This is a genomic window from Halostagnicola bangensis, assembly GCF_054653435.1.
In genome coordinates, this window is record NZ_BAAIGG010000003.1 from 261,599 (window position 1) to 284,618 (window position 23,020).

20 protein-coding genes and 1 pseudogene are annotated in these 23,020 nt (G+C 54.8%); 13 read left to right on the forward strand and 8 right to left on the reverse strand.

What is annotated here, in order from left to right:
- Positions 1–19 precede the first annotated feature (19 nt).
- Positions 20–1,366, forward strand: a complete 1,347-nt coding sequence (locus ACYQ14_RS19210; protein WP_459890521.1) for an RNase J family beta-CASP ribonuclease — start codon at positions 20–22, stop codon at positions 1,364–1,366.
- Positions 1,367–1,533: 167 nt separating this feature from the next.
- Here the strand turns inward: ACYQ14_RS19210 and ACYQ14_RS19215 are convergent, their stop codons facing one another.
- A complete protein-coding gene (locus ACYQ14_RS19215; protein ID WP_459890733.1) occupies positions 1,534–1,725 on the reverse strand; it encodes a DUF5786 family protein in 192 nt (63 codons plus the stop codon).
- 546 nt (positions 1,726–2,271) lie between these two features.
- Between ACYQ14_RS19215 and ACYQ14_RS19220 the strand changes: the two genes are divergently transcribed.
- Positions 2,272–2,934: a DUF7504 family protein gene (locus ACYQ14_RS19220; RefSeq protein WP_459890523.1), complete on the forward strand. Its 663-nt coding sequence runs from the start codon at positions 2,272–2,274 to the stop codon at positions 2,932–2,934.
- Positions 2,935–3,171: 237 nt separating this feature from the next.
- Here the strand turns inward: ACYQ14_RS19220 and ACYQ14_RS19225 are convergent, their stop codons facing one another.
- The 3 genes from ACYQ14_RS19225 to ACYQ14_RS19235 form a co-directional block, all read right to left on the reverse strand.
- Positions 3,172–4,527, reverse strand: a complete 1,356-nt coding sequence (locus ACYQ14_RS19225; RefSeq protein ID WP_459890525.1) for an MFS transporter — start codon at positions 4,525–4,527, stop codon at positions 3,172–3,174.
- A gap of 78 nt (positions 4,528–4,605) precedes the next feature.
- Positions 4,606–6,516, reverse strand: coding sequence for a beta-CASP ribonuclease aCPSF1 (locus ACYQ14_RS19230; protein ID WP_459890527.1), 1,911 nt, complete (start codon positions 6,514–6,516; stop codon positions 4,606–4,608).
- Between the two features lie 469 nt (positions 6,517–6,985).
- Positions 6,986–7,414, reverse strand: coding sequence for a GmrSD restriction endonuclease domain-containing protein (locus ACYQ14_RS19235; RefSeq protein WP_459890529.1), 429 nt, complete (start codon positions 7,412–7,414; stop codon positions 6,986–6,988).
- 203 nt (positions 7,415–7,617) lie between these two features.
- On the opposite strand from ACYQ14_RS19235, the gene ACYQ14_RS19240 reads away from it, so the two are divergent.
- Together ACYQ14_RS19240 and ACYQ14_RS19245 are read left to right on the forward strand one after the other, a co-directional pair.
- Positions 7,618–8,508 carry a helix-turn-helix domain-containing protein gene (locus tag ACYQ14_RS19240; RefSeq protein WP_488193335.1) on the forward strand — a complete coding sequence of 297 codons (891 nt, stop codon included), beginning with the start codon at positions 7,618–7,620 and terminating at the stop codon, positions 8,506–8,508.
- A gap of 180 nt (positions 8,509–8,688) precedes the next feature.
- A pseudogene (locus ACYQ14_RS19245) lies at positions 8,689–8,910 on the forward strand (DUF7983 family protein); the annotation flags it as partial.
- Positions 8,911–9,275: 365 nt separating this feature from the next.
- Here the strand turns inward: ACYQ14_RS19245 and ACYQ14_RS19250 are convergent.
- Entirely contained in the window at positions 9,276–9,539 is a 264-nt protein-coding gene (locus ACYQ14_RS19250; protein WP_459890533.1) for a hypothetical protein, read from the reverse strand.
- Positions 9,540–10,305: 766 nt separating this feature from the next.
- Here ACYQ14_RS19250 and ACYQ14_RS19255 point away from each other — a divergent pair.
- Positions 10,306–10,686, forward strand: coding sequence for a hypothetical protein (locus tag ACYQ14_RS19255; protein WP_459890535.1), 381 nt, complete (start codon positions 10,306–10,308; stop codon positions 10,684–10,686).
- A 35-nt stretch (positions 10,687–10,721) separates the two neighbouring features.
- On the opposite strand, the gene ACYQ14_RS22110 is transcribed toward ACYQ14_RS19255, so the two are convergent.
- The gene (locus ACYQ14_RS22110) at positions 10,722–10,949 is read right to left on the reverse strand and encodes a DUF8154 family protein (protein ID WP_488193336.1); all 228 of its coding nucleotides are present in this window, start codon (positions 10,947–10,949) and stop codon (positions 10,722–10,724) included.
- A 227-nt stretch (positions 10,950–11,176) separates the two neighbouring features.
- Here ACYQ14_RS22110 and ACYQ14_RS19260 point away from each other — a divergent pair, with 227 nt between their 5' ends.
- From ACYQ14_RS19260 to ACYQ14_RS19290, 7 genes are all read left to right on the forward strand, one after another.
- A complete protein-coding gene (locus ACYQ14_RS19260) occupies positions 11,177–12,187 on the forward strand; it encodes an ATP-binding cassette domain-containing protein (RefSeq protein ID WP_459890537.1) in 1,011 nt (336 codons plus the stop codon).
- The gene (locus tag ACYQ14_RS19265) at positions 12,184–13,014 is read left to right on the forward strand and encodes an ABC transporter permease (protein WP_459890539.1); all 831 of its coding nucleotides are present in this window, start codon (positions 12,184–12,186) and stop codon (positions 13,012–13,014) included. Before ACYQ14_RS19260 ends, ACYQ14_RS19265 begins: the two co-directional genes overlap by 4 nt.
- 193 nt (positions 13,015–13,207) lie before the next feature.
- A complete protein-coding gene (locus ACYQ14_RS19270; RefSeq protein WP_459890541.1) occupies positions 13,208–13,858 on the forward strand; it encodes a helix-turn-helix domain-containing protein in 651 nt (216 codons plus the stop codon).
- 53 nt (positions 13,859–13,911) lie between these two features.
- The gene (locus ACYQ14_RS19275; RefSeq protein WP_459890543.1) at positions 13,912–14,529 is read left to right on the forward strand and encodes an NADPH-dependent FMN reductase; all 618 of its coding nucleotides are present in this window, start codon (positions 13,912–13,914) and stop codon (positions 14,527–14,529) included.
- A gap of 115 nt (positions 14,530–14,644) precedes the next feature.
- Entirely contained in the window at positions 14,645–14,770 is a 126-nt protein-coding gene (locus ACYQ14_RS19280; RefSeq protein WP_459890545.1) for a hypothetical protein, read from the forward strand.
- Positions 14,767–15,381 (forward strand): MFS transporter, encoded by a 615-nt coding sequence (locus tag ACYQ14_RS19285; RefSeq protein ID WP_459890547.1) that lies wholly within the window; start codon positions 14,767–14,769, stop codon positions 15,379–15,381. The genes ACYQ14_RS19280 and ACYQ14_RS19285 overlap by 4 nt, the downstream gene beginning before the upstream one ends.
- 518 nt (positions 15,382–15,899) lie before the next feature.
- Complete coding sequence (locus ACYQ14_RS19290) at positions 15,900–18,122, forward strand: DEAD/DEAH box helicase (RefSeq protein WP_459890549.1); 2,223 nt, start codon at positions 15,900–15,902, stop codon at positions 18,120–18,122.
- 513 nt (positions 18,123–18,635) lie between these two features.
- Here the strand turns inward: ACYQ14_RS19290 and ACYQ14_RS19295 are convergent.
- Both ACYQ14_RS19295 and ACYQ14_RS19300 read right to left on the reverse strand, forming a co-directional pair.
- The gene (locus tag ACYQ14_RS19295) at positions 18,636–19,277 is read right to left on the reverse strand and encodes an IS6 family transposase (protein WP_459890551.1); all 642 of its coding nucleotides are present in this window, start codon (positions 19,275–19,277) and stop codon (positions 18,636–18,638) included.
- A gap of 1,353 nt (positions 19,278–20,630) precedes the next feature.
- Entirely contained in the window at positions 20,631–21,665 is a 1,035-nt protein-coding gene (locus ACYQ14_RS19300) for a zinc-dependent alcohol dehydrogenase (protein WP_459890552.1), read from the reverse strand.
- A 484-nt stretch (positions 21,666–22,149) separates the two neighbouring features.
- Between ACYQ14_RS19300 and ACYQ14_RS19305 the strand changes: the two genes are divergently transcribed.
- Positions 22,150–22,911 (forward strand): ATP-binding cassette domain-containing protein, encoded by a 762-nt coding sequence (locus ACYQ14_RS19305; RefSeq protein WP_459890554.1) that lies wholly within the window; start codon positions 22,150–22,152, stop codon positions 22,909–22,911.
- Positions 22,912–23,020: the final 109 nt, after the last annotated feature.

Genomic DNA, 23,020 nt, shown 5'->3' on the forward strand with positions numbered 1-23,020 from the left:
GCTATGATCGGCCTGATCTATGGAAATAGAAATTGCAACTATTGGCGGTTACGAAGAAGTTGGACGACAGATGACTGCTGTCCGCGCTGGTACCGATATCGTCATTTTCGACATGGGTCTGAATCTTTCGAAGGTTCTTATCCACGACAATATTCAAACTGAGGGAATGCACAGTCTCGATCTGATCGACATGGGTGCGATTCCCGACGATCGGATTATGAGCGATCTCGAGGGGGACGTCCAGGCGATCGTTCCCACACACGGTCACCTTGATCATATCGGTGCGATATCTAAACTCGCTCACCGGTATGATGCTCCCGTCGTCGCGACACCCTTTACCCTCGAACTTGTCGAACAGGAACTCGAAGACGAACAGAAGTTCGGTGTCCAAAACGACTTGCTCGAGATGGATGCTGGTGACTCGATGACGATCGGGGACGGCGGCGTCGAACTCGAGTTCGTCAACGTCACCCACTCTGTTATCGATGCAATTAATCCCGTTCTCCACACCCCCGAGGGGGCAATCGTCTACGGGCTCGACAAACGAATGGACCATACGCCGGTAATCGGCGATCCGATCGATATGAAGCGCTTCCGTGAGATCGGACGCGAAGGTGAAGGAGTCCTCTGTTACATCGAGGACTGTACCAACGCGAACAAAAAAGGCCGAACACCGTCCGAAAACGTCGCCAGAGAACATCTTCGAGATGTTCTCTACAGCATGGAAGACTACGACGGCGGTATCGTGGCAACAACATTCTCGAGCCACATCGCCCGCGTCAAGTCCCTGGTCGAGTTTGCGAACGATATCGGTCGTCAACCAGTCCTGTTAGGACGATCGATGGAGAAGTACTCTGGTACCGCAGAACGACTCGATATCGTCGACTTCCCGGATGATCTCGGCATGTTTGGATATCGGAACGCTATCGATCAATCGCTCGAACGGATCATGAACGAAGGCAAGGAGAATTTCCTTCCCGTGGTCACCGGTCATCAGGGCGAACCGCGTGCGATGCTCACTCGGATGGGACGCGGTGGGACCTCCTACGAACTCGACGAGGGTGATAAGGTCGTCTTCTCCGCCCGCGTTATTCCGGAGCCAACTAACGAAGGGCAACGGTACCAAGCCGAACAACTGCTTGGCATGCAGGGTGCGCGCGTCTACTCTGATATCCACGTGTCAGGGCACCTCTGTCAAGAAGGTCACTACACGATGCTCGAGGCACTCCAGCCGCAACATATCATTCCTGCCCACCAAGACATGAAGGGGTTCTCGGGATATCTCGACCTTGCTTCGGAGAAGGGATACAAAGTCGGACGCGATCTCCATCCAACGTCGAACGGAAATATTATCCAACTCGTCTGAACAGCGCTTTATAGACCTCTCTCCGAAGAAACCTCTTTTATAGTTTCACACTGCGAGTCGCCGCAGTATAGGGATCCACAAGTCTCCAATTTCAGTATCGACAGTAAAGAAAGAGTGGTACTCTTCTACCAGAAGCAGATAAGAGAAGCCGAAACTGAACTCCGATATTACTCGTCGTGTTCTTTCTTTTCTTTGATATCCTGAAGTTGCCCGAGTAGATCATCAGTTGAGCCGCCAGTTTCGACAGTCATCGTTCCCTCATGCTCGTGTTCGTGAACGTTTACTGCGGCATCCTCGTTATCCTCTGTGTCCTTGTTCTGATGCTGCTGCTCGGATTCATCGTAGCTTCCAAAACCCATACTGATATAGCTGTGGTCCAGACGTATATCTCCAGCGGTTGAGTTTTCACAATAATAGCCTAATTCGGCGAATTTTCGTGATGATGCGGTAAATACACGAAACGTGAATATATCTCTGACAGATGCCAAAACGTAACCAATTACGAAAGACATTTATGAGATAACGAAATATCTGTAGGTAACTCCGATCAGCGGTCTTGATTCCTTTGCTGCTCGCGATTGTCCCTATCTGGTGAAACGAGATCGGGCGTTCCAGTAATACCAGACCGTTCGGGGCTTTGCCACTGTATGAGACCGTTCCCAGACAATATCCATGACATCAGAATTCGAATTACCGTGGTCGGCATGTGGAGGTGACCTTCAAGAAGTACGAGTACCCACAAAAGATCTATGTACTTCAGTGGCGCATACCGACATTGTCGCCGTTACTGTGTGTCGTTCATGTGGTGAGCGGCACTATCCTGAGCAGACCGTGATGAATTCACCCGTGGATGAAATTACCGGTCATAGATCAATTCAAAATTACCTGTCCAATCACACTCACACATGACCTCATCTGAATCCGATAATCCCTGCATGCATTTCGATATCGACGAACTCCCCGCCAACATCTCCGAGAGTTCAGCGCTTCTCGTTGCAAAACCGTCACCGCTCGAGGATTCGTTACCGGAAATCCGTATCCTGGACCGCTATGCATCCCCCGCGGAGTGTCGAATTGCCGTGACAACATCCACCAGTGCTGAAAAGATGATTCAACAACAAACTACGCTCACACCGTCTCTCAAATCCGGGCGGTTAGGGATCATTGATGCAAGTCCAACAGATCAACCTTCTGCACCGTTCCAGGAGTATCCGGTAGTATCTCTCTCACATCCAATCGAACTCACCCGATTAGTGCTTGCCCTCTGGGAACTTGATAAGACGCTATCACCAACCAGTCATACAGCACACCTTACCATTCAATCACTTACACCGCTACTTACGGAGGGGGATCTTGAACGCACTATTCGTGGAATTGAACAACTTATTGACCATCATCAACCCGAACCGGGTCTTGTTGTCATAGGCTTCGAGTACACGAAACACGACGATACGACACTGTCTGCGCTGAAAGAGCTCGTCGACGGTGTCGTCTGGATCGAGGAAACAGCTGGCGGTTCAATTACCGCGGAGTATCGCAATGCACGTAACCGAAGCGGACGCTTTTAATTGCACCTCACAGATAGTGACTACGGGTCAACTGCCTCGGGGGCAAGTCGTTCGGGAATCGAAGATTCTCGCAGAATTCCAACTCGCTTCGTCGTGGGATGATATCCAGTCGAAACTCACAGCATGTACCGAGCCTGATGATTTTGTGAATTCCCTTGCAGTAAGAGAGGGAGAGATCGATTGGAGCGATGAACCTCGAGCGTTTCCAACGCAGCTTACGCCGTCACCTCCTGTTGATCACCACTCAATGAGCGCCCGCCGTCCGTGAAACCACACGAGAATAACAAGAAACGTAAAAACACCGGTCAATGCGAATGCGCCCCCGAGATAAAATACGGACGCCATACTCACCTCGATCATAAGCCATCCCCCAAGCAAGGGAGCAATTACACTTCCCGGCCGCCAGACGAGTTCGCGGATACCGAAACTCGAGGCAACACCACCATCCTCAGTGCCTTCATCGGCGAACAACGCCATACTCGCTGGCTCACGAAAGCTATCTGCGACACCCAATAACCCAGACAGAACCAGCAGTGGGAAAAACGCAGGAGAGATGTCGCCGACTATCACGAGTTGATCCGGGACCGTCTCGTATGGTATCCACATCGGGAGTGCAATACCTGCAATGGCAGCTGGGATAGAAACGACGAGTTCCGACGGAAGCCCGAGTGTCGTTCCGATAACTGGAGAAAGCGGAACAAACAAGGCGACAATCCCATACGCTGCTCCACCTGCGAACACGAACAGCGCTCGACCGTAGACATCGGAAAGCCGGCCAGTAAACGGTTGGAAACACATATTCGTGAACTTTTCAGCAACGACGACGAGCGCGACAGCAATGCCACCGTACGCGAGACCACCTTCTGCCGCAGCGACGCCCGCGTAAATCGGGACCCAGGTACGAACCATTTCGACCGAAAACGCGTACTGAAACCGGAAACTCGAGAGCGTAAGAATACGCCGGTTGAAGGCGAGTCCTGTGAATGGAAACCCCTCGATCCGTGTTTCGTCTGGATCCAGATACCAGAACGTCCCGAGCCATACGGCGACCATAATACACACGATCACGAGAAAGATAGGTCCAAAGCCGAACAAATCGTAGAGTGCTCCCGCGCTAATACTCCCGATAATTGACGCTGCAAAGCTCGCTGCGTTTGCCTTCCCGATGTAGTTTGCTCGCGTCCCAACGTCTGCAATTTGGCCAACGAGCGATAACGCCATCAGTCCGGTACCGGTGACGGCGATACCTTGGAGAGCCCGAATAGCGATGAACGATGCGCTTGAGTCGACCACTGGGAACAGCCCATAGGCGACGGCACCGATCGCGAGTACTCCGAGAAGAACCGTCCGCTTGTCAAAACGGTCACCAGCCCACGCGAGGGGCACGACAGCGACAGTTTGGGCTAGTGTGAACCCCGAGGTGTACATACCGACGACGATACCCGCACTAATAGTAAGCCCGAAAAGTGTCGTACCAGACGGATCGAGAGTATTGATGTAGTACGGAAGAAGCGTGATCAGGGTTATGAACCCGAATCCTTCGGCGAAACGGGTGAGATAGAGTACCCAAAACTGTACCCGTTTGTCGTTCACGCACTGACTTTTTGACGATCCGAGTAAAGAGATTCCGAATTACAATTGTCAACTCGAATTTTTATGCACGTGAGCGTATCACGGGAACCGGAACGTTTCCAAATTCTTCGGTTGATGAGTCCTGATGTTATGATTCTGGTACAGTGCAGATGAAAGCTGGTCCGTTGCCTGATCGTCACCGTGAACACACAGGATCGTTTCCGGTCGCGGATTCATCTCGTGGACGTACTGCTCGAGACCTGCTCGGTCGGCATGACCGGAAAAGCCACTCACCGATTCAATTCTGAAAGCGAGTGTGAGCCGGTCACCGTGCCCTCGTTGTCCCTCAAACGGGACTTCCGTGTGCCCGCCCTCGATCCTTCGGCCGAGCGTCCCCTCAGCCTGGTATCCGACGAACATGAGCGTGTTGTCTGGATCCGGACCAAGTAGCTCAAGCCAGGTCATAATGGGGCCACCGGTCACCATTCCGGAGGTCGAAAGAATAACGCAGGGCTCACCACTCGCAATCTCTTCACGCATTTCCTGTCCGCCGTCGACCTGCCGAAATTGTTCAGCCAGGAACGGGTTCTCATCTTCGTGGAGGATACGCTGTCGAAGTCCGTCACGAAGATACTCGGGGTAGGCTGTGTGGATCGCCGTCGCCTCTCGAATCATTCCATCGAGGTACACCGGCATCGTTGGGATCGTCCCTTCTCGCATCGCCTCCTCGAGAACGAGCATTAATTCCTGTGAGCGACCAACGGCGAACGCGGGGATTACGACGATCCCGTTCTCGTCGTACGTTTCTCGAATGATTTGGTGAACGTTCTCCTCGCTCTCGTCTGTATCCGTCTGGTAGTCGCCTCGTCGACCATACGTTGATTCCATAACCATCGCCTCCGCACGCGGGAAGTCATTGACTGCGCCGTTGAACAGTCGTGTCGGCTCATAATGGATATCACCAGAAAACAGAACGTTGTAGAACCCCTCTCCGACATGAAAGTGAGCAGATGCACTCCCCAGAATGTGACCTGCATTGTGCATTGTCAGTTTGATGTCCGGTGCAATATCGGTGACATCACCATACTCTATCGGGATCGTGTGTTTGATCGCCTGCCGGACCTGCTCACTCGAGTACGGTGGCGTTCTCCCTTCTTTCGAAGCGACAGTGAGATAATCGAGTTGGAGCAAGCCCATCAGGTCCCGTGTTGGTTCGGTCGTGTATATCGGGCCGTCGTATCCGTATTTGAACAACAACGGGATCAACGCGCTGTGATCGAGGTGAGCGTGCGTTAGAACGACAGCGTCGAGGTCCGTTAGCGGCATGGCTTCCGGTTCGTGAAGATACGGTACTTCTCCCTCCGCACCAGGTTTGTCCCCGCAGTCGATGAGGATCCTCGTGTTGGGGGTGTGGAGAACAAAGCTCGCTCGGCCGACTTCGCGACAACAACCGAGAGTTGTGAGACGAACCCAGTCTACGTCTTTTAGCGGGTCGCCGTGTATTTGTTCGCCGACATCGGTGAGGAATTCGCGCCGATCATTGCGCTCTTGGGTCAGAAAATTGCGAACGTTGTCGACCGTCGACGACTCCATTGGAGGAGTTCGAACGATCTCCGGATTCCAGCCAACCTCTCGAGTTATTTCGCGAATTGTACTCCCCCCTTGGCCGATTACGAGGCCTGGTTTTTCCGCCTCGATAAGCACTTCTCCAATCGTCGGATAGAAATCGAGATCCTGTATTTGTGCGTCGTTAGGCACGATTTCACGGATCTTTGCATCAGCTTCCGCGGGACTCGATTGGCTTCCCGGTGCTGGTCGAACTGTCACCCGCTTTCGAAGCGTTTTCGCAAGGTTACCAAGGAGGTCACCATCTTTTGCGAACTCGCGTGGAGTTTCGGTATATATTACGAGATCTGGTCCTTCATACTGGACATCAGTGATATCTAAGTGGGAAGGAACTTCGCTTGCAACTCGGTTGTGTACGTCGGAATTGGTCGTATCGTCGCTCATAGATTGGTCGGTATTTCGTCGTTTTCAGTGATCACGTACCCCGCCACTGACTGTCCAGGGCCCTGCAATGACAATTAGTCAGGAACTCGATATACGGAGAGGGACGATGAACTGCTATTGTTGTCTTCGGGACAAAGAATAAAAATCTTCGCCTAGGGATTTGGGTAGAGTCACCAATCCACATGATAGGGGCCAGTAAGCACCGCTATCATCTTTACCTGTGCCAACAACGCACAAACGGCCGTTGGCTACGATTTTCTTGGCTTCGTCGAGGAGTCGCTGTTGTTCGTCGCTCAGTCGAAGTGTCGTCCGCTTCGTCGAACCCATATAAATTGATGTCTGCATTAGGGTATCTAGAGTGTTTCTCTAGAGTCACTGACCAGGTTTTGTTTAAATAGGACCCAAATCGGTATCACGAATCATCGTTCGCTCGTTGTCAGTTGGCGGAAGTATATGCACACCGCCAACCCTAGCGAGCCGAATCATGCATACATTGAGGTTGTCGAGTACATCTACGCCGATTCCCTGGGATCCGGACTCTAATAAGCATCTCTCGGCACCTCAATACCGCGTTACAGACGAACCCTTGTAGGGTCGAAGCTGGTGCTCCGCGCCGCTCTCGAGTTGAGCATCCGGTTACAGACGAACCCCTGTGGGGTCGAAGCGAGCTGTCAATGACCTCGTACACCTGCTTGTCGTCGTTGACCGCGAAGTACATTGAGCTGAAGAACACGTCAGATACCTCGCGTCGATCAGCGACCAGGTCGGCATTAGCGAACTGCTCGATGTCCGACCAATACTGTTCGTGGTGGATGTTCTTCCACGAATACAACCGCTGGTACTCTGGTACGTTGAACTTCTGGTCGGTGAGAACTTCCCCCAGAGTGCGTTTCTCCATTTCAAAGTTCTCGGCCGTAATCGGCCGAACTACTTTCCCATCACCTACATTCCGAATATCTGAGAACTGACTTGTTGGAATCTAACTATATAGTCTCAAATCACGAAAGGGTTTTATAAAACACTTGCGTAATATGAGATAACATGGTAGCAAAGAGTCAACTTCGACTCTTATCACATCTTATAGAGGGGGTTGAGTCAGAAATGGGTCTTAGTACGCTCGCTGATCAACTCGATTGGAGCGCTGGCCACACCTCACGTGTTGTCTCCGAATTAGAAGCCTACGGCTACGTCCAAACCAAGCAAAACGGTCGACAAAAGTTAGTTTCTCCGACGGATATCGAACCAATCGAGCAACTCGAGGGACTTCTCACGGAATATAGCCACATGGATCTGCCAGATCTCATCGCTGGCGCTGGGTTACTCGTTCTCTATTATCTTGATCAAGGGCGGACAGCAACCGAGTTAGCCGAACGGAGTGGTGTTAGTCAGGCGACGGTATACCGTCGGTTAGATGATTTTCAGCGCGTTGGTGTCGTTGGGAAATCGAAGTCTCAGTATCGTCTCAATGATCCGTTTGCAGTGTTGGCTCCGATCGCTCGAGGACTGCTCCACCAGAAACATCGTCGTGAAGCACAGCGACACGCGAGTGGACTCAACTTTCTCTGGGAAACACACGACGAATTCCTCTTCGCCTGCGACAGTGACGTTACTGCTGACGGATTTTATCTGACTGGGCCTGCCCTGTTCGAAGTGTTCGATATCCCGCTTCTCACCAGAGATCGGCGACACTACGTCCGGACGGACCGACTCTCAAAGATCACTCCCGCAGAATTAGTCTGTCACACACTGCTGATCGATGACGGTCCCCGGTACCGAACGTACTGTCTCTTATTGATGCAACAACAGGATATTGAGCGAACGACATTGCGGGAGCGTGCTGAACACTATCTCCCCGAAGCGACGATCGATCTGCGCGCTATCGTCGACGAACTCATCGAATACGTAGAGACAGACGGAGCCACAACAACTGAACAACTACCCAAATGGGAAGACTTCAAACAAACAGCCAGAGACTATGAGATCACTGTATGAGTTTTCGTGAACGATTCGGTCGTAACTATATCGAGGCCGAACTCTAGGAAATCGCAGATCATCTCCAGACAGACGTTGATGCCTATCTCATCGGCGGTGGCGCAATGTCACTTCACGAGCCGTCTCTCAAGGACTTTCGGCCACCTCTCATTTGCTATGCTGTTTGGTGTCGGTTAGCATATTCTCCTCGACGAACTCGATGATATCTCGGATGGAGCGACGCTCGTCACATCCCTGTCGCACAATCGGTTCCGGATCAGCGACGTCCAGGAGCAACGTGTCATCATCACCTTCAAGAACAAAGATCAAAAGCGACCACTGCAGTGCGACCCGTTCGAGACGCTATATCGACGGATCACGGATGCGCCGAATAGTTTTCACCTCGACCGGCTAAGGGCCGATCTGCGAAGGGTAGTAGTCGGTCAGTACAGTCGTGTAGTGAGCAGTGTTTTCACGAGAATTAGTTCGTGAAAAAGGAAAGGTTCCAACAGAGCCGAAAGAACTCGCTATTTGCTTTGCCAGAATTCTCCGACCCTGATTTGAGTACGAGAGATGTTGGTGTTGGTCTCGAGTTCCTTGACCGCTCGTTCACGATCCCACTGATAGACCTCTATGACCTCCTCTGTAGTGACCGGTCGCCAGACCTTGATCCAGTCGGTTGTTCCCAGTCAGAACTCGTCGGAGAAAGACGTGGATTGCTCGAGGAGACAGCTATCTCAGAGAAGCTTTAGATCCGCTCGACAGAATCAGCGCAGGTCGCCTGCTCGTTAGTTTTCAGGTATCGTTATGCGGAGTTCGCCGTTTACTTCGTAGAGATAGCCGCGGTCGATCAGCCGGGACAGTGCATGGGTCGCATCCCCCGCTTCAAGATCCAACTGCTCAGCGTCACGAAGGACCTCGAGAGCTTGCTCACGTGGAATCGGCTGCCCGCCTTGATCCTCCGCTGTGTTGTGACTGTGAGTAGAGAGGATTTCGTAGGCGTCTACAATCCACGCTGGAAGCGGTGGTCGTGGATCAGTGAGGTCGGTCATCTCAGTTCGTACTCCCATATTCAGGTTCGACTCGGTTAAGAATATCCCCCGATCGAACGGTGAGTTGACTCCGGAGGTGCCAGTTAGTGATCGCTATCTTTTGGCTTTGCCTATGCGGTTCGAAGCTCATAATCAGCAGATTCGTGTGTCTGGGTAGGATTTGGAGGGACAGTAGTACTGATGGGTCAGAATACTTGCCAAAGCAACCGGGGTGCGTCTGTGCGTCGACGGAAGACACGTCGGAGATTCCTCCAAGTCGCCAGTGTTGGAACTGTTGGTCTCGCTGGGTGTACCAGCTTTGGCTTTACCAACAAGACGCCAATGACCGAGCTATCAACGCTCATCGCGACGTGGCGGGGAAACGACCCAACCAGTTCAGTCACGCTACAATGGCTCGTACCGACAGCGGAACAGTCAGATCCGGTGACTGCCGAAGTTTCGGCCAAAAATAGCGACGCTTTCTCGAGCGAACGGACGACCGGCCTCGGCGTTTAAACTGCTCCCGAGGAGATCACGGAGACCATGACGTTCGCCGAAGGCGGTGATATCGGAACGTCGTTGAGCGTCCCGCCACTGCACAAACCGGCGTCGTCGTGGGATTCGTTATTCGGGCTCGTTGGCGGCGACTTGGCGTACGCTGATGGAGTTTATCGGGACTGATCTCCCGATACTGCTCCTTTATTCGAATCACACGACCACTGTCGCGGGAGCCCAAACCGAGTGACTCGAGCGCGCGCTGTCCGAGCGTACCGACCGCGCCCACGTGATGACTGTGAGCCATATTCTCGCCTATCCCTGTGCAAAGCCGATCGAAGCCGAAGAGCGGGGCGATATTCGTCAGCACTGGACACCGCTGTTTGAGGCGTACAACGTCAATACCGTGTTCGAACACGACGATCACGAATACAAACGAACGCGTCGCCTTCGAGACGGCGAACCGGATCCCGACGGTGGCATCCTCTACCTCGGCGATGGTGTCTGGGGTTTCGAGCAATCAATTCTAACGGTGATACGATCGATCGGTTCGATGGCGATGGCACTTCGCTGTAGAAATTTCTGCGTGATTCCATGTCAATCGATCTACGTAGGTAGATCCGGCAGTATCGGTTCCTTCTCGTACCTGAAGATGCGGGGTTCCGCTCTGTGATCTCTGAGCGATAATGGTGATGCGATGCTCGTGAATTACCCAAAACATGAACGTCTTCTCGATTGACGTGAACGCTGCTTCGACGTCAGCGTGTAGTAGCCATCAGTCAGCAGTTGATCTGCACCCGAAAGCGACCGACAGGCCTTGGGAAGTTGAACGAGTCGCTTGCAGATTGGTTCGACGGCGTCGTTCACTATTAAGCGGTCACGCCGAACCGGCCGTTGACGCCGTGAGATGCTACGAAATTTTACCGGCGTTTTCACCGAGTGGGCGGTATGGCCTTAACCGCCGAATTTCAGCTTTGATCGGAGGAACTGCCGCTTGACGACGTTGCTGCTTCCTCGACACTCTCCCGTTCCGCGCTTGCCGAGCGCTTACGGCGAGCACATCCCATCTCTCCGTGTATTTTGCTACCAGACCTATATCAAACCCCGGCGAATTCGGGGTCGTTCTGATTCGATTCCTTCGCTTTGTGTAACATGTGAATCAGATGCAAAAACAACACAAATCCACCGACGAGAACACCGGCACGGAACCGACCTACGCGGTCGAAACCCAGGGACTCGTCAAACATTTCGGCGACACGAAAGCGGTCGATGGCGTCGACCTCTCTGTCCCGACCGGCGGAATCTACGGACTGCTCGGTCCCAACGGTGCCGGCAAGACCACCATCATCCGCATGCTCGCAACGCTCCTGCGACCCGACGCGGGAACGACGCGCGTGTTCGGCCACGACGTTGTGGAAGCGGGAGACGAAGTTCGGGGCCGAGTGAGTCTGACCGGCCAGTTCGCCTCAGTCGACGAGGATCTGACCGGTCGCGAGAATCTCATTTTCCTGGCGAGATTACTCGGCTACTCGCAGACGGGGGCAAAAGCGCGAAGCGCCGATCTCCTCAAGGTGTTCGGACTGACTGAGGCCGCAACACGTCAAGTGAAGACGTATTCCGGCGGAATGCGTCGCCGCCTCGATATTGCGGCGAGCATCGTCGTCACACCCGATCTGCTGTTTCTGGACGAACCCACGACCGGACTCGACCCGCGCAACCGGAATCAAGTGTGGGAGATCATCCGAGCGCTCGTCGCCAACGGGACGACCGTGCTCCTGACGACGCAGTACCTCGAGGAGGCTGATCAGTTGGCCGACCTGATCGCCGTCATCGACGAGGGCCGGATCATCGCCAAAGGGACGCCCGATGAACTGAAAGCGTCCGTCGGTTCAGGCGTGTTGAACGTTCGAGTTCGGACTCCGGAACAGCGAGCGGAAGCCGAACGGGTACTCGAGTCCGTGCTCGAGGCGCCCATCGAGCGCCGCTCCGACCCGTTGTCGCTGTCTGCGAGGGTGTTGGACGCCGAGCGCGCTTCCCACGCTTTCGTGAAACTGTCTCAGTCCGGCGTCGAAACGTCCGAATTCGCGCTTGGTCAGCCCAGCCTCGACGAGGTGTTTCTCGCGCTGACCGATCGGCCTGCACGTGGCGGTCCCTCCGGGGGTGACCGCCGATGACGGACTCGCCGACGGATCCCGATGTCGAGCGTATCCAAACAGCCGTTGGAACCGGCGACCGACCCGTGCCGCCTTCCGCCCTCTCGGCGTCGATCACGTTCGGCTGGCGGGCGCTGTTGAAGATCAAGCACGTCCCCGAGCAACTGCTCGACGTGACTGCCATCCCGATCATGTTTCTGCTGATGTTCACCTACCTGTTCGGAGGTGCGCTCGCGGGGTCAACGAGCGTCTACTTACAGGAACTCCTGCCGGGAATCCTGGCGATGAGCGTTATCTTCATCACCATCTACACCGGGATCACCCTCAACGACGACATCGACGAGGGCGTCTTCGATCGCTTCCGGACGTTACCCGTATGGCAACCCTCGGTGATCGTCGGCGCGCTGTTGGGCGACGCCGTCCGCTATACGATCGCCGCCACGCTGGTGATCGCCCTCGGATTGTTGCTCGGCTTCCGTCCGGACGGTGGCGTGATCGGCGTGCTGTCGGCGGTAACGCTCCTGCTGGTGTTCGCGTTCAGCCTCTCGTGGATCTGGACCGCCCTCGGCTTCGTCATGCGTTCGTCTGAGTCGCTCATGGGCGTGAGCATGATGATCATGTTTCCGCTGACGTTCGTCAGCAACGCCTTCGTCGATCCGTCGACGATGCCAGGTTGGCTCGAGATGTTCGTCGACCTCAATCCGTTTAGCCACCTCGTTACGGCGATGCGCGGGCTAATGCACGGCACTGCGACGAGCGGGGAGGTCGGCGTCGTCCTGCTTACGTCCGCGGGACTCATCGCCGTGTTCGGTACTGCGACGATGTACTTCTTTCGCAACCAGACGTAGTGTCCGAATTGGCCGTCCGTCCATCAGTACGAGCGCGCACTGCATTCGAGGTGAAGTCGAGAACCCGAAGGACGAAAGCGACGGTGCTATCTCGGAACTGGCACACTCCACGCGTTGCTTTCTCCCGTCGGGTGCGAACCTCGAGCGAACGACCACCCGTTCAGATTATGGTGGCGGCTCCTGAGTGAGACGTATGGGCCTGACCGCGGAGTTCCGACTGCTGTCGGAGGAGATGGAGCTGGTCGACGTTGTCCGTGCGGTGCCAGATTGTACGCTCATTATCGAACACGACGAACAGACCGTTTCCGGGCCAGTTGTGCGCGTCATTCGCGTCACGTGCGGATCGTTCGACGCGTTCGAGGCCGCCCTCGAGGACGCAGCGAACGTCGAGGGGTTCACGCTCATCAGCGACGTCGATCAGGTGCGGTCGTACCACGTCGTTATGGATGGGCCGTTCGAGAAGGAAGTAGACGAGCTCACGTTGAACAAAACGCTGATCGAACGGCAACGCGTCGGCCCGGATGGCTATTATCTAAAACACCAGTTCGCAAATCGCGAGGAACTCGCAGCCTATCGCGACAGCTGCGTCAGCATGGGTGTCGAGTTCCGCCTCGATCGACTCTACGAGGCAGACAAGAACACCGGATGGGTCCCTGGAGTGTCGGAAAAACAACGCGAGGCACTCCTCGCCGCGTACGAATTGGGCTACTTCGACGTTCCTCGGCGCGCGCCACTCGAGGAGGTCGCCACGTCGCTCGAGATCTCCCGCTCCGCACTCGCCGAGCGGTTACACCGCGGCCAGGCTCATCTCATCGAGCACTACTTCTACGACGATCTGTATTAAGTCCCGAACTATGCGGGGTTGTTGTGATTCGCACACGGCCCTTCGGTCCGCGTATGGACGAACCGAGGACCGTTCGACGTCCCGCTGAATCGATTCGAGTGGCAGCGGTCTGTGGTAGCCTCAGGGAGGGAAGTTGCACGCAGATCGCCCTGCACAGAGCGCTCGAGGAAGCCGCCCACGTCGGCGCGACGACGGATCTGATCGACCTTCGAGAATTCGAGTTGCCGATCTACGACGCCGACGTCGACCCGGCCGAGGCTGGCGACGCCGCGGAGCTCGCCGAACGGGTCCGTGACGCCGACGCCATCTTGCTCGGCTCACCGATGTACCACGGCTCGTACTCGTCGTCGTTGAAGACGGCGCTCGACTACTGCGGGTTCGACGAGTTCGAGGGAAAGACCGTCGGCTTACTCGCCGTCGCCGGCGGCTCGTTTCCGGTGACGACCCTCGAGCACCTGCGCTCGGTGTGTCGGGCGCTCAACGCCTGGGTGATTCCACACCAGGCTGCGGTGGGTGACTCCTACACCCCGTTCGAAGAGAACGCGTTCGTCGATCCCGGCACCGAGGAGCGAGTCGCGACCCTCGGTCGACAGGCCGTCCAATACGCGCATATCGAACCAGACCCGGCGTCCTTCGAGAGTGATCAGAATCTTGGCGCGATCGATCAGTAGCCACTGCTTCCGGTTCGAGGACGTGATCGGAGACGGGGTCGCGGCTTCCACGCGGTCGATGATATCCGTGACGGAGACGCCCCGCTTGAGCGGAACGCAACACTGATCGGGGCGGATGGAAGTCGGAGCCGATCGAACGTCCCCGCCCACCGACGCCTCGAGCTTCATCGAACGGGACGAGGAAGCACGAACGACCAATGACAGTGACGCCGCCGTGTACGAGAGGTGGTCGGAGTCGTGACCGAGCCCAGCGAGTTCACGGGCGGAAATCCGTCCGCCGAGAGCTTCGACGCCGGCCAGTGGTCGGCCCTGTTGTTGCTGTGCACGGCGGCCTTCATGATCGTCCTCGATTCATCGACTGTCGTCACCGCACTCCCGACGATTCAGACGGATCTCGGATTCTCGGCCAGCAGTCTGCACTGGGTGGCAACCTCCTACGTGCTAACCTTCGGTGGATTGATGCTGTTGGGCGGCCGGTTAGCTGACCTCTTCGGGCGCCGTCGCGTGTTCATGATCGGCACCGTGGTCTTTATCGCGACGTCGGCGCTCTGTGGCCTCGCCTGGTCCAGCGACGTGCTCATTGCGGGTCGCTTCCTCCAAGGTGTGGGCGCGGCGATCGCGCTCCCAGCCGCGCTCTCTATTCTGATGAGTACCTTTGAAGAGGGACCAGCACGAAATAAAGCGCTTGGGTTCTGGCTCGCTACCGGCACCGTTGGCGGCGTCATTGGCTATATCATCGGCGGACTCCTCACCGACGGACCCGGCTGGGAGTGGATTTTCTACGTCAACGTCCCCGTCGGTATCGGCGTGCTCGCGTTGAGCCCAGTCCTATTTCGAGTGGGAAAGAGCTGACGTACAAGAACTCGTTGGTGTGTGGATGAACCGTAGCGGACAGCCAATAGCGCTGGTCGGTGAGTTGGATCACTGCCCCACGATGGCAACGTGAGCCGGTGATTTTTCACTGGAGGGCTGTAGATCAGCCTTTTGCACCTAGTTGTGAATAGTGGATCGGAGACCTTAGCCATCAGATCTAACCGACTCATCACCTACAGCTATCAGGTCGTTTTATCTGATATCTGAGTGTTGTGCTCGAGACCTCGATTGAGGCGACCGAAAGCATCTTTTTTGGGTGTGTGCTAGAAGGCGGTGAATTCCTCTAGGTACCTGAAACGTAGGATAGGCGAATCGTCTCTTGTTCCTAGAACGGATACAGTCATGAGGCAGAAATCCATCACGCTATTGAGTCGTATTTTGATATGTCTATCGCGGTCAAATTCAGTCCCACTGTCCTCGCTAACGGCACTGGCAAAATTTGACAGCACAAGTTGCACAACCATTTAAACTAAATACCCATCAGAATTTGTGAATTTATGAACGATTTATTCAACGATTGGCGCTACGCGGATACCAATCTCCTTCACGCGGACATTCGTGGAACCGAGTACGACCCAGTCGATGTGTCTACAGCGGCAAAGCGTGCAAAAGAGCTACTCGACATCAAAACCCCGGATGGGGACAAGTACGTCGTTCCCCTGTTCGCGGTTGACGACCCGGTACCGACGAACGAGTACGTTCTCTATCGCCCGGAGCAGGACCACATCGGATGGTTCGACAGCGGATTCGGTATCTCTGGAACCGAACGGTTCACCTCCTGCGAGAAATTGCGGACGAAAGAGATCGGTCATCGTCTCCGGTTCTGGCTTCCCGAACATCGGGAGGAACCGGAACTACCGATCGACGAATCGAAATTCCCACCGGAGCGGATCCAGCCGTCCGATCGATTGAGTACTGACGATCGAGCGGGGTTCTTCGAAGAACTGAAGGAATTCGTTCGCACCGAACGCGAAACGCAACGCGAGTCAAACTGGAAGACGTATTCCGAAATCGGTCTTGATACCGCAGTGCGTCGGAATTACGTCTCCGGGCCGTTTCTCCCTCTCCGCACAAGACGTGGCAAAACCAAAGATATGGCCTACGTCTTTCAGATCGCGGATGATGAGGACGACGATAGAGACGGCGATATCGACCTTCGTGACGACGAGGGGCTCTTCGAAAGGAACTTCTGTATCGTAGATACCGACGCGAACGACGAGCAGTTCCCGCTCGAGGGTGAGATCCTCGATATCGACGGACCGAACGTCACTATCCAGCCGGTTTGGGATTCCGTCGGTGATCGCGCTGTCGTCGAGAAGATCCTGGCTAGCGACGAGATCGAATGCTGGGTACAAGAACTGCTGAACCCGATCCCGTTTAACCGGCGTCTCAAAGCGATCACCCAGGTGGAGGCCAACGATTCGAAGCGAGATCTTCTCACCGGAAACCGTTCCGTCGCATTCGACGTTACCAAGTACGCGCTTCCAGCGCCCGACATCGAACTGAACGAGTATCAGTATCAGGCGTTACTCTGGGCGGATGGAGCGAACGATGTCGTCTGTATTCACGGTCCACCGGGGACGGGGAAAACGCGGACCCTGACTGCATACGTCCAACACGCCGTCGACAAGGGACAGTCGGTACTGGTAACGGCCCACTCGAATCAGGCCGTCGACAATCTACTGGTCGGCGATAGCACTCGAGACGCGCCGGAGACGGACACGCTGCACGCGATGGCACAGGATTCGGAGACGGAGCTGTCGATTGCACGGGTCGGGAACAATACCCGGAATCCGGTCGTGGACGAGCACTACATCGACCGATCGCCGGGGGCCGCCGACGTCGTCGCCGCAACGACCAGTGGGGCGTCGCAGTTTGACCAGAACGCCTTCGACGTGGCAGTCGTCGACGAGGCGACGCAGGCGAGCCGACCGGCAACGGCGATCGTCCTCAACTGCGCTCGCAAACTCGTCCTTGCGGGTGACCACAAGCAACTCCCGCCGTACTGCGCGGACGAGTCGATGCAAGAGGAGGAGATGCATATCTCCCTCTTCGAATACCTCCTCAACCGATACGAGGATGAGATCTCCGTTCTCCTCCGGAAACAGTATCGAATGAACGAGGAGATCGCGACGTTTCCGAACGAAGCGTTCTACAACGGTGAGTTGCAAACGGCCGACCGATGTCGTGAGTGGACCGTTGATGAGCTAAACCCCATCATGGGTATCGACATCGCCGGAGCGGAGCAACGCCAGACGAACGGTAACTCCCTCTATAATCTCGAGGAGGCACGAGCGGTCGCGAAACAAGTGAAACTCTTGGTTCAGAACGGTGTGGACCCCAGTGATGTCGGCGTTATCACTGCCTACAGTGGACAAGTCGGAGAAGTAATCAATCGAGTCAATCAGCTCGAGATCGACAACTCGAGACGCGTTGATGTCGATACGGTTGATTCCTTCCAGGGCGGGGAACGCGAAGCGATTATCGTCTCGTTCGTCCGGAGCAACGACGAGGGACACAGCGGCTTTCTCGAATTCCCGGATGAAGGCCCTCGCCGACTGAACGTTGCACTCACTCGAGCCCGAAAACGGCTGGTGCTAATCGGTAATTGGGAGACGCTGGGAACAGTCGCTCCGCACCGATCACCCGACGAGAGCTGTGCCTCGTTCTATGCGAGTCTAGCCGACCAACTTCAAACAAGTGACCGGATGGTATCTTGAGTACTAGAAAATCCTCTCTCGTACCCACTCCTCAGAATTTAATATCTAAGCCGAGTTCTGGACAGACAAGGGTTGACGCGGCATGACGGCCTATTTTGCTTCAGTTGTTGTGACCATAAACAATCTCACCAGCAATGTCGTGAACTAGGTTCGGTGTCTACTGTTCAGGGTGGAGAGGATGGCAACCTAAAGAATGTGTCATAGAACCCATCTCATCGATTAAAATTTCCACGGATCGGATCGTCCCCTTGCTCGTAGTTGGTGATTGTGACGACGAGCCGTAGGCAGAGCGAAAGGAGCACTCGAGAGGAGCGAAAATAGAGCCGCTTAAGTGGTGCTCAAAGGCTCTGAAGATGGGATTCAGTGGACAATTCTTAGTGGATATATTTATGGGGATGGGTCAGGAGGTTGGGAAGTCGGCCAGGTGTTTCTTTGGGAAGTGAAATACATCCAGAATATTGACTATATTGCGACCGGGTTACGTGAAGATTCGATCGATGGTAAGTATCGTGTTCAGATAAGCTGATTCCATGCAAAGGCGAATGATCTGAGCCACTCGTCAGCTGTTTCCGCGTATGCATTACTAAAACAGTTTAAAAACAAAGAAGTTTGTCGTTTCACCTCTCGAAAGACATGTTCGACGCTGTTCCGATTTCCGTGGCGTTCGTATCTGAAATCGAGATCATGTCGTTGGCAGGCGTAGTTCAGTGCTTTGTCGCCGTCGACGAGAAACACGACGTCGACGACGCCGTGTTTCTCGCACAATTCCGCAATGAATGAAATTGCTATTACTTTGTTTCTGGTCGGTTCAAGCTGTGTGTGTGTGCGGAGTAATCCGCTCGATTCGGGATCAACCGCAGCATACAGCCAGTACTGCTCGTCGTTGAGTCGGATCACGGTTTCGTCAACCGCAACCTGATCAGGATTCCGACCAGAATCTGGCTGTAGATCGGCTTTGTGAACCCAGTTATGGACGGTGGATCGAGCGCGTTCAACACCAAAATTCTCGAGAATATAAACAGTATTTGAAAGCGAGAGATAAGCGAGATGAAGCTGAATACTGAGCTTCATCAACAGTCGCGGTGTTGTCTCTCGCTCCACAAAATCCAAGTCAATCTGGCCGATACTAGAACTGAGGCGTGCGTTTTCGGGCACGAATCACTTTGAAAACGCCACGCCTCACTCCTTCAACCTTATCTGAACACCACTCCGCTCACGCTCTTAAGATTCATCAAATTCCGCCGCGTAACACTCGCTGAGCAGGTCTGTAAGTTTTATGCAAACCAACTCTACGACCTGCTCGCTTCTCGAACTGGCCTAATTAGTACCGCTCCAAACGTCGACTGATGAGTAAAGCCGGTCGACCGCTACCGAATCCACTCATCAGTTCAGGCTTGGATCGCCACTACACACTTCCCACTAGTTTATTCATCTGTTCCCATTATTCATTAATCGGATTATAGCACTAACGTACGGCGTGACCGGACGATTTTTGCAGAACGATTTCATCGAATGCTGATCGAGATCTGATTACTGATTGTATGATCTTCGATAGCGGGTGATAGCCCATAGCTTCACGAACTGGACGAACTCCCGGAGAACGAACCAAGTATATTTACAAACATACTTCCGTAATAGTTTCTTAATACAGTGCATATCAGCGCTTCCGAGATGACCCGCTAAACTTGAGCCGCCTGTCCGGTGTCCGGTAGGAACGGACGAACTACGAGTGCGTCATAGTGACTTCGAGTTCATTCGCGGAGTTCAAGACGCTCCCCGGAATTTCTTCTATGAACATGTCTTCGAACAATCTACCCGTCGGTTCGGAGACGCTAATCGCTTTAAGAAGAGCGCCCGCCCTCGCCACAGATCGGAGTGTTAGGCAGCGTATCCCGAACCTGTTCCTCGAGCGGCTCGAGTTGCCTTTTCGGCCCGCCCCTGTCTGTGATTGCTCATTCGCTCGCACTCGAAAGCTCGGATGGTCGACAATTCCGGTAACCCCGGATTCCGTGGAGGAGACAGGATCGGTTTTTCCCGGAGCTGTCGCAGGGAGGGAAACTCGCATTTCGATATGATATCCGGCGTTATGGCGTCTTCTCCTTTGGCCTTATTGATGAAGATCCCTCGTCCGTGCTCTTCGGCGTATCAAGTTCCCAAGCGAGTTCGGAGACTCCAGCACCGTTGCGTTCGTGAAGCGCTTTGATAATCCGGAACGTCGTCGCGGCCGCCTCGACCGGGTTTATTCACTGCTGTTTCATAACAACTCCCATGGAAGACATCCACACAACTTGTCCGGCCTTGTCGGACGCAGAATCGTTCATCCACGGGTGTTTATCGTTCGGATAACTCCAAGCGAGCATGTGGGGTGTCTAGCACTATTCGATCGTATGACTGCCACGTATGCACTATTCAGTTGCAGTGAAACGGCCGTACTCGAGGGTATCACTTCGAGACGGGAGTGAATGGAAATGGCGCGTCGGTGATGTGTAGTCCGCTGATCGGGATCATTTAGACGTCGTGGAAGGAGAAGATCGGTTTACACGTTTCCGACGCTAGAAAGCTCTCGAACGCGGTTTCGGGATCCTCGATGCTATAGGACGTATCAATGATGGTCTCGACATCGATCTTGTTCCCGTCGATGAGACGAATAGCCTGCTCGAAGTTCCGCCACGTCGAGCCGTACGATGTGTTCAGATCGATCTCGCCGCGAACTACGGGCGTCATGAATAGTTCGCTCGGTGCACCCGGCAGACCGACGACGACGATTTGGCCGCCCTTGCGAACCTGATCGACGGCCGTCTCGACGCCGCTCTCGTGACCCGTCGTATCGAAGACGATGTCGAATCCGACGCCATCGGTTCGCCGGTCGACGACGTCCTCTAGGTCGTCGTCAGAAACGGCCACCGTATCGATTCCGAGCTCTTCGACCAGCGGCAATCGATAGCTCGTGTCTTTCCCCAGGCCCGAAACGACCACGTCCGCGCCCATCGAGTCTGCGACTGCGGCGACGAGGACGCCGATCGGACCTGGTCCTTCGACGAGGACTGTATCGCCCGGCTGCGTGTTCGATTGAGTAAACACCGCTCGCGTCGCGATGCTCGTCGGTTCCGTGATACTCGCGTGCTCGAGTGGGATTGAATCGGGAAGCGAGTGAAGATGTTCCGGTTTCACCGTGGTGTACTCAGCGTACGCGCCGTCGCCGTGCATTCCTGTGATCGAGAAGTTCTGACAGACGTTCGACTGTCCGTTCTTGCACTGGAAACAGGATCCGCAGTGGTGAATCGGCTCTTCGATGACGTTGTCGCCCGGTTCAAACTGGGTTATGCAAGCACCGACATCGGCGACTTCGCCCGCGTACTCGTGGCCCATGATTCGCGGCATCGGGATCCACTCGTAACCGTCTTCGTACTTGTATGCATGTGCGTCGCTCCCGCAAAGTCCCGCCGCGTGGACGCGAATCAGGACTTCATGATCTTGTGGCGACGGTTTCTCGCGGCTCTGCAGCTCTACTGACCGGGGGCCGGTCTGGACTATCGCTTTCATATATCGATCAATCCCACGTCTCGAGTGAGGTACCAATCACTCTATTGCGGATCTACATATAAATTGGGTGCTCGAACAGAATGTTGACCGGTAGTAGGTCCGAGGTTCCACGCCGATATATGGAACACCGCCCTCTTCGATGGCGACCCCGAGGAGTGTGCGGAAGCGATCAACCGTCGAATCGAGTACGGCGTAACGAAGGTCCGGTGCTTGTTCGTCGACGTTCCGGATATGACCGGATAGAACTGAACGCCGACGAGGTCGCCGCTCGGGTCCGATAGCTCACTCGAGGCTGCGGTTTCTTCATCCGAACTGCCGATATTTGTCAGTCGAGACCGCTTCGACGCGCTTGCGGACTCATTTAGAACTGTGACTATGCAACCGAAGCGCTCGAGGGGCAGCCGCGCCGAACATAGTCACGTGATACCACACGACGAAATATTTATTAGACGAGGTGGCAGACTTCATGACGAGAACGTTTACAATGGCCACAGCACTCGACACCGACGAACCGATTTTGCGGATGGAGGACGTCCACAAGTGGTACGGCTCTGTTCACGCGCTGAAGGGCGTCGATCTGCACGTGTACCCGGGAGAGATTCTCGGCCTGCTCGGGGATAACGGGGCGGGGAAGTCGACACTAATCGAGATGATTGCGGGCGTCCACGAGCCTACGGAGGGCGACGTGTTCTGGAAGGGAGAGCGCACCGAGATCACGTCGGTGAGGGACGCTCGAGCGCTGAACATCGAGACGGTCTTCCAGGATCAGGCGGTGGTCGAAGACCGAAGTGTCGCCCAGAACGTCTTTCTCGGCAGGGAACTGGCCACCGGTGTCGGACCGGTCCAGTTACTGGACAAAGAACGGATGCGTGAAGAGGCGGAAGAAGTCACGCAGAGTCTCGGCTTGGACATCGCCTCTCCTGAACAGGAGGTTCGGTTTTGCTCCGGCGGAGAGAAACAGGGCGTCGCAATCGCCCGCGCAATGTACTTCGACGCGGAACTCGTCATCATGGACGAGCCGACGACTGCGCTGGCCATCTCCGGCGTGCGCAAAGTCCTCGACTTCATCGAGCAACTGGCTGAGTCGGGGACGGCCGTTATCTTCATCTCGCACAACCTTCCCCACGCTTACGATATCTGCGACCGATTCACGGTCTTTTCTCGCGGCGAGAAGGTCGGTGACGTCAAGAAGGCGGAGACGGACGTCAACGATCTCGAGAACATGCAGGCCGGGCTCCCCGAGTAGTTCAGTCGTCCGACCTATCGTCTATTCCCTGTCTCTAATGTACAAATTTTGGTCCGGAGATAGCCCTAACCGACCGTTAAGTTTTTACGCTTCTGTTCGGATAGTCGAT

Coding starts and splice junctions, on each gene's coding strand:
- ACYQ14_RS19300 (WP_459890552.1), bottom strand. CDS start 21,665: ATGAAAGCGATAGTCCAGACCGGCCCCCGGTCAGTAGAGCTGCAGAGC.
- ACYQ14_RS19270 (WP_459890541.1), top strand. CDS start 13,208: ATGGGCCTGACCGCGGAGTTCCGACTGCTGTCGGAGGAGATGGAGCTG.
- ACYQ14_RS19250 (WP_459890533.1), bottom strand. CDS start 9,539: ATGACCGACCTCACTGATCCACGACCACCGCTTCCAGCGTGGATTGTA.
- ACYQ14_RS19235 (WP_459890529.1), bottom strand. CDS start 7,414: ATGGAGAAACGCACTCTGGGGGAAGTTCTCACCGACCAGAAGTTCAAC.
- ACYQ14_RS19290 (WP_459890549.1), top strand. CDS start 15,900: ATGAACGATTTATTCAACGATTGGCGCTACGCGGATACCAATCTCCTT.
- ACYQ14_RS19255 (WP_459890535.1), top strand. CDS start 10,306: ATGACTGTGAGCCATATTCTCGCCTATCCCTGTGCAAAGCCGATCGAA.
- ACYQ14_RS19220 (WP_459890523.1), top strand. CDS start 2,272: ATGACCTCATCTGAATCCGATAATCCCTGCATGCATTTCGATATCGAC.
- ACYQ14_RS19275 (WP_459890543.1), top strand. CDS start 13,912: ATGGACGAACCGAGGACCGTTCGACGTCCCGCTGAATCGATTCGAGTG.
- ACYQ14_RS19280 (WP_459890545.1), top strand. CDS start 14,645: ATGGAAGTCGGAGCCGATCGAACGTCCCCGCCCACCGACGCCTCGAGC.
- ACYQ14_RS19240 (WP_488193335.1), top strand. CDS start 7,618: ATGGGTCTTAGTACGCTCGCTGATCAACTCGATTGGAGCGCTGGCCAC.
- ACYQ14_RS19230 (WP_459890527.1), bottom strand. CDS start 6,516: ATGAGCGACGATACGACCAATTCCGACGTACACAACCGAGTTGCAAGC.
- ACYQ14_RS19215 (WP_459890733.1), bottom strand. CDS start 1,725: ATGGGTTTTGGAAGCTACGATGAATCCGAGCAGCAGCATCAGAACAAG.
- ACYQ14_RS19210 (WP_459890521.1), top strand. CDS start 20: ATGGAAATAGAAATTGCAACTATTGGCGGTTACGAAGAAGTTGGACGA.
- ACYQ14_RS19305 (WP_459890554.1), top strand. CDS start 22,150: ATGGCCACAGCACTCGACACCGACGAACCGATTTTGCGGATGGAGGAC.
- ACYQ14_RS19260 (WP_459890537.1), top strand. CDS start 11,177: ATGCAAAAACAACACAAATCCACCGACGAGAACACCGGCACGGAACCG.
- ACYQ14_RS19265 (WP_459890539.1), top strand. CDS start 12,184: ATGACGGACTCGCCGACGGATCCCGATGTCGAGCGTATCCAAACAGCC.